The 2,479-nt window shown below is 70.1% G+C and carries 4 protein-coding genes; 1 reads left to right on the forward strand and 3 read right to left on the reverse strand.

Going from position 1 to position 2,479, the window contains the following annotated elements:
• Positions 1 to 42: 42 nt before the first annotated feature.
• The 3 genes from kdpA to DBR36_RS17440 are packed head-to-tail and all read right to left on the reverse strand — an operon-like array spanning position 43 to position 1,958.
• Positions 43 to 1,728 (reverse strand): potassium-transporting ATPase subunit KdpA, encoded by a 1,686-nt coding sequence (kdpA, locus tag DBR36_RS00135; RefSeq protein ID WP_108317022.1) that lies wholly within the window; start codon positions 1,726 to 1,728, stop codon positions 43 to 45.
• 3 nt (positions 1,729 to 1,731) lie between these two features.
• Positions 1,732 to 1,821: a K(+)-transporting ATPase subunit F gene (kdpF, locus tag DBR36_RS00140; protein WP_074696280.1), complete on the reverse strand. Its 90-nt coding sequence runs from the start codon at positions 1,819 to 1,821 to the stop codon at positions 1,732 to 1,734.
• Positions 1,818 to 1,958 (reverse strand): hypothetical protein, encoded by a 141-nt coding sequence (locus DBR36_RS17440; RefSeq protein ID WP_165801267.1) that lies wholly within the window; start codon positions 1,956 to 1,958, stop codon positions 1,818 to 1,820. Before DBR36_RS17440 ends, kdpF begins: the two co-directional genes overlap by 4 nt.
• 210 nt (positions 1,959 to 2,168) lie before the next feature.
• Here DBR36_RS17440 and arfB point away from each other — a divergent pair.
• The coding region (gene arfB / locus DBR36_RS00145; RefSeq protein WP_108317023.1) for an alternative ribosome rescue aminoacyl-tRNA hydrolase ArfB at positions 2,169 to 2,479 on the forward strand (311 nt) is incomplete at its 3' end.

Below are 2,479 nucleotides of genomic sequence, written 5' to 3' on the forward strand. Positions count from 1 at the left end.
CGCCCGCGGGGGCGGGGGCCGGAGCGTGGGTGACGGTGGACATCAAAGCGAGAGCCCTTCAGCGAGGGGTCCGAGGGTGAGGACCGGGAAGTAGGTCAGAGCCGTGACGATCACGGCGACGCCGGCGAGCAGACCGGCGAATTGCGGGCGGTGCGTCGGCAGGGTTCCGACGGTCGCCGGCACGGCATCCTGTGCCGCGAGGGCACCGGCCAGCGCGAGCACGAACACGATCGGCAGAAAGCGTCCGAGCAGCATCGCGACACCGAGCGCGGTGTTGAACCACGGGGTGTTGGCGGTGAGCCCGGCGAAGGCCGAGCCGTTGTTGTTCGCCGCCGAGGTGAAGGCGTAGAGCACCTCGCTCAGCCCGTGCACGCCCGGGTTGTAGATCGACGTCGCCTCGACGTCGGCCCGGATGGACGGGATGCCGAAGCTCAGCGCCGTACCGGCCAGCACGAGGGTCGGCGTGACGAGGATGTACAGGCTCGCCAGCTTGATCTCGCGCGGCCCGATCTTCTTGCCGAGGTACTCGGGCGTACGGCCGATCAGCAGGCCGCCGACGAACACCGCGATCACGGCGAGGATCAGCATGCCGTACAGGCCCGAGCCGACGCCGCCGGGGGCGACCTCGCCGAGCATCATGTTGATCATCGGCATCATGCCGCCCAGCGCCGTGTAGCTGTCGTGCATCGAGTTGACGGCACCGGTCGAGGTGAGGGTGCTCGTCGAGCCGAACAGCGTCGAGCCGAACAGGCCGAAGCGCACCTCTTTGCCCTCCATCGCGCCGCCCGCGAGCATCGGGGCGGTTCCGGCGCCGACCATCTCGGCCCAGGTGAGAAGGGCGGTGGATGCCGCGAAGATCGCCGCCATGACACCGAGGATCGTGTAGCCCTGACGGTCGTCGCCGATGATGCGGCCGAACGCGCGGGGCAGCGAGAAGGGGATCACGAGCATGAGGAAGATCTCGAAGAGGTTCGTCCACGGCGCGGGGTTCTCGAACGGATGCGCGGAGTTGACGTTGAAGAACCCGCCGCCGTTCGTGCCGAGCAGTTTGATGGCCTCTTGGGATGCCACCGGCCCACCCGGGATCGACTGGGTCGCCCCGGCCAGGGTCGTGGCATCCGTGAAGCCGTTCAGGTTCTGGATGACGCCGCCCGCGAGCAGGACGACGGCCGCGACGATCGAGAACGGCAGCAGCAGGCGCAGCGTGCCGCGGACGAGGTCGACCCAGAAGTTGCCGATCACGGCGCTGCGGCGGTACGCGAAACCGCGCACCAGGGCCACGGCGATCGCGATGCCGACCGCGGCCGACACGAAGTTCTGGACCGTGAGCGCGGTGAACTGCACCGTGTAGCCGAGGGTGGACTCACCCGCGTACGACTGCCAGTTGGTGTTCGTCACGAACGACACGGCGGTGTTGAACGACAGCGCCTCGCCGGGGGCCTCGAGGTCGAGGGCGAAGGGCAGGACGGCCTGCAGGCGCATGAGCGCGTAGACGAAGACGACGCCGACGAACGAGAACAGCAGCACCGAGCGCAGGTACGCCTGCCACGTCTGGGCGCTGCGCGCGTCGACGCCGATCAGGCGGTAGACGCCGCGCTCGACGGCGAGGTCGCGCTCACCGGTGTAGATGCGGGCGATGTAGTCGCCGAGGGGGCGGTAGGCCAGGCCGAGGGCGACGATGAGCGTGAGGCTGGTCAGGACGATCGACCAGATGGTTCCGGCATCCATGGATCAGAACTTCTCGGGACGGACGAGCGCGACCACGAGGTACACGACGGCGGCGACGGCCAGGACGGCGGCGAGGATCGAGAAGAAGATCACGGTCGGTCGCCTCCGCGTCCGGCGGGGCGGGCGGACGAGGGGCGGGCCTCGGGGCCCAGCTTCTCGACCCCCTTGGCGACGAGCGCGACCAGCGCGAACAGCGCGGCGGTCACGGCGAGGAAGACGACATCGAGCACGACGACTCCAGGTTCGGGTGTGTCCGCGGCGGACCGCGGGCGCCGCGGGGCGGCACGTGTGTCGATACAACTCCGCCGGGGCTCGGCATCCGCGGGCCCTAACGCTTTCCCTACGGGTCGCTCACGGACGCATACGGAGTGCTTACGCTCGGCGACGGCCGGTGCCGCTGCCCGTCGACACCGCGGAGCGAACCGGCGGATGATGGGAGCATGGCCGACTCGGACGTGCGCGTGAACGCGCACCTCGTGATCCCCGCGGCCGAGCTGTCGTGGCGTTTCTCGCGCTCGTCGGGCCCGGGCGGTCAGGGCGTGAACACCGCGGATTCCCGGGTGGAGCTGATGTGGGATGCCGCGGCATCCGCGGTTCTGTCCCCCGTCCAGCGCGAGCGGGTACGGGAGCGGCTCGGGAACCGTCTGGTCGACGGCGTGCTGACGATCGCGGCCTCGGAGCACCGGGCCCAGCTGCGCAACCGCGACGCGGCGAAGGCGCGACTCGCCGCCCTCGTGGCCGAGGCCGTGCG

It is taken from the genome of Microbacterium sp. HMWF026 (genome assembly GCF_003061325.1).
Classification (GTDB): Bacteria; Actinomycetota; Actinomycetes; order Actinomycetales; family Microbacteriaceae; genus Microbacterium; species Microbacterium testaceum_E.

Coding starts and splice junctions, on each gene's coding strand:
- kdpA (WP_108317022.1), bottom strand. CDS start 1,728: ATGGATGCCGGAACCATCTGGTCGATCGTCCTGACCAGCCTCACGCTC.